General features: G+C 76.2%; 3 protein-coding genes. All 3 read right to left on the reverse strand.

Annotated features, from left to right (window positions below; translation table 11 throughout):
• Positions 1-143 precede the first annotated feature (143 nt).
• The 3 genes from ACFWXO_RS36730 to ACFWXO_RS36740 all read right to left on the reverse strand — a co-directional run bounded on the left by ACFWXO_RS36730 (position 144) and on the right by ACFWXO_RS36740 (position 2345).
• Positions 144-533 carry a DUF3040 domain-containing protein gene (locus ACFWXO_RS36730; RefSeq protein WP_350515624.1) on the reverse strand — a complete coding sequence of 130 codons (390 nt, stop codon included), beginning with the start codon at positions 531-533 and terminating at the stop codon, positions 144-146.
• Between the two features lie 429 nt (positions 534-962).
• Positions 963-1715: a methyltransferase domain-containing protein gene (locus ACFWXO_RS36735; RefSeq protein WP_375893236.1), complete on the reverse strand. Its 753-nt coding sequence runs from the start codon at positions 1713-1715 to the stop codon at positions 963-965.
• A gap of 45 nt (positions 1716-1760) precedes the next feature.
• Positions 1761-2345 carry an SAV_6107 family HEPN domain-containing protein gene (locus tag ACFWXO_RS36740; protein WP_380529600.1) on the reverse strand — a complete coding sequence of 195 codons (585 nt, stop codon included), beginning with the start codon at positions 2343-2345 and terminating at the stop codon, positions 1761-1763.
• Between the last annotated feature and the right edge of the window lie 191 nt (positions 2346-2536).

The raw sequence follows: 2536 nt of genomic DNA on the forward strand, positions 1-2536 counted from the left end.
TACTCCGAGACCCCCCTTCTCTCCACTCCACCCGCGCCGCGCGGGGGCCAGATCCACCTCCCCCCCCCGCCCCGGCTCTCGTCGTCTGTCCTCGACGCCTCGTCCGTCCTCGACGTCCTCGACGTCCCGACCGGCCCTGCGGCTCAGAACCCGCCGGTCTGCTCGTCCCGGCGGCGCTGCCAGCGCTGCTCCACCCGGTCCATCATCCCGGCCTTGCGGCGCGGGGCCGCGGCCTGCCGGGGGCCGGAGCCCTGGCCCGCGGGCGCCCGGCGCCAGCCGGTCACCGCGAACACCGCGCACCCGAGCATCACCAGGAAACCGACGACGCTGACCCAGATCTGGTCCGGAACGACCATGCCGCCCATCAGCAGACCGATCCCCACCACGAAGCCGGCGACGGCCAGGTAGACCCGCCGACGGGTAAAGGTGCGCAGCCCGGTTCCCTCAAGCGCTGACGCGAATTTGGGATCTTCGGCATACAGCGCTCGCTCCATCTGGTCGAGCAGTCGCTGCTCGTGCTCCGAGAGCGGCACGGAGTCCTCCTACTCGTCGGTCGCGGGTGCGACCGGTCCGCCTCCCCGGTCGGAGAGGCCAGTCCAATCAGCCTTGGGCACACGGTCGGACGCCCGTGCGGGGGACCCGGCCCGTGTCGTCCATATGCCCCACGCATCCGGCTGTCATGCTTACCGGCTTTACCCAGATCATACGGTCCGGGGCCCCGTTACGGAGTGGTCTGCGCCGCGTGGGACGGGCCACTTCGACCGGGCGGGGCCGCACCCGGGTCAACGCCGGACGGATCGGACAAGTGCCCGACCCGATGGAATCGGCCCGGAGCCGGGGATGATCCGGCGCACAGCCGGGCGAGGGGCGGGTGTCCGGGGGTCGTCCGGGAAGCGAACCGCCGCCGGACGGTGCGCGGACCGGACGGCGGCGGACGGGTGCCGCGGGGGCTCCGGGCGGGGTCAGGCGAGGGTGGCCAGCAGGTGCAGCTGGGTGGCCACGGCGTGGAAGGCGGGCTGCGCGGCAGCGGCCTCCTCCAGCTTGAGCAGCGCCTCCATGGCGCCCGGCTCGGTGTCCACCAGGACCCCGGGCACCAGGTCGGCGAAGACCCGGACGCCGTGCACCGACTCCACCCGCAGGCCCGCGCCCTCGGCCAGTCGGCCCAGTTCCTCACCGGTGAAGCGGCGCGGCATCGGGTCCTGCTCGCCCCAGCGCCCGTCCTCGGCGGAGAGCACCGTACGGGCCTCGTTGAAGTGGCCGGCCAGCGCGCGGGCCAGCACGGCGCCGTTGCGGTTGGCGGCCAGCAGGCTGACCAGGCCGCCCTTGCGCAGGGTGGCGGCCAGGCTGCCGAGCGACTCGGCCGGGTCGTCCACGACCTCCAGCACGCCGTGGCAGAGCACCGCGTCCACGGTGCCGGGGGCGACCAGCTCGGGCAGCGTCTGGGTGTCGCCCTGGACGGCCCGGACCAGGTCCGTCACCCCGGCCTCGGCGGCCCGGCGCTCCAGCGCGAACAGCGCGTCCGGGCTCGGGTCGACCACGGTGACCCGGTGGCCGAGCTTGGCCACCGGCACGGCGAAGTTGCCGGTGCCGCCGCCGGTGTCGACCACGTCGAGCACCGGCTGGTCCAGCTCGGCCGCCCGCTTCTCCAGGGCTGCCCGTACCACCTCCCAGACCACGGCGGTACGCAGGGCACTGCGGGGACGCGTCGGGTACACGGTCGGGCTCCTTGGCACGTGCAGATCGATCAGGATGCCTCCACCTTAAGCCTGCCGCGCGGCCGCTCCGCCCGCGCCGGGCGGCTCGTCCCCGTCGAGCGGCAGCCGGGGTGCGGGCGGGGCCGGGCGCAGGCCGAGCAGCCGCTCGACCAGGCGCAGGAACAGCGCGGAGTTGCGGATCAGGTCGTCGGCGTCGCGGGCCGAGGCGGCGCCCCGGATGCCGGCCTCGGCGGCGGCCCGGCGGCGGGCGCCGGCGCCGTAGTAGAGCGCCCACTCGGCCAGTTCGGGGGCGACTTCGGGCAGCACCTCCCAGGCGCTGCGGATGGCCTTCCGCCGGCGCGGGTTCTTCTCCGGCCGACCGCGGACGGCCAGCACGGCGGCCACCGTGCGCAGCGCGGCCAGGTGCGCGGTGGCGTAGCGCTCCAGCGGATCCTCCAGCACGCGGGCGCGGGCCAGCGTGCGATGGGCGTCGGCGAGCAGATCGAGGGCGGCCGGTGGCGCGGCGGCCCGGCGCAGTACGGGGTGGACGTCCCGCCCGGCGGAGCCAGGGGCGGGCGGGATGGACGGGGTGGGTGGCAGGGCGGCGGAGTGGAGGCGGGCGGTGACGGGCTCAGGACGGCTGATGGTCATGGTCTCCCCCGTTCCGAGGCAGCGCCCGGACCGGGTGGTCCGTGCTCCTCCATCGTGACCGGCACCACTGACAACCGGCTCCGGGAACGGACGCAGCGGCGGCGGGGGGGGGGGGCGGCCCCCCCCCGCCCCCCCCCCCGCCCCGCCCGCCCGCCCCCCCCCCCCCCGCGCCGGCGGGGGGGGAGCCCACC

Source organism: Kitasatospora sp. NPDC059088 (assembly GCF_042738155.1).
Taxonomy (GTDB): Bacteria; Actinomycetota; Actinomycetes; order Streptomycetales; family Streptomycetaceae; genus Kitasatospora.

Excerpts from the sequence above, each read along its gene's own strand:
- ACFWXO_RS36740 (WP_380529600.1), bottom strand. The coding sequence starts at position 2,345 with ATGACCATCAGCCGTCCTGAGCCCGTCACCGCCCGCCTCCACTCCGCC.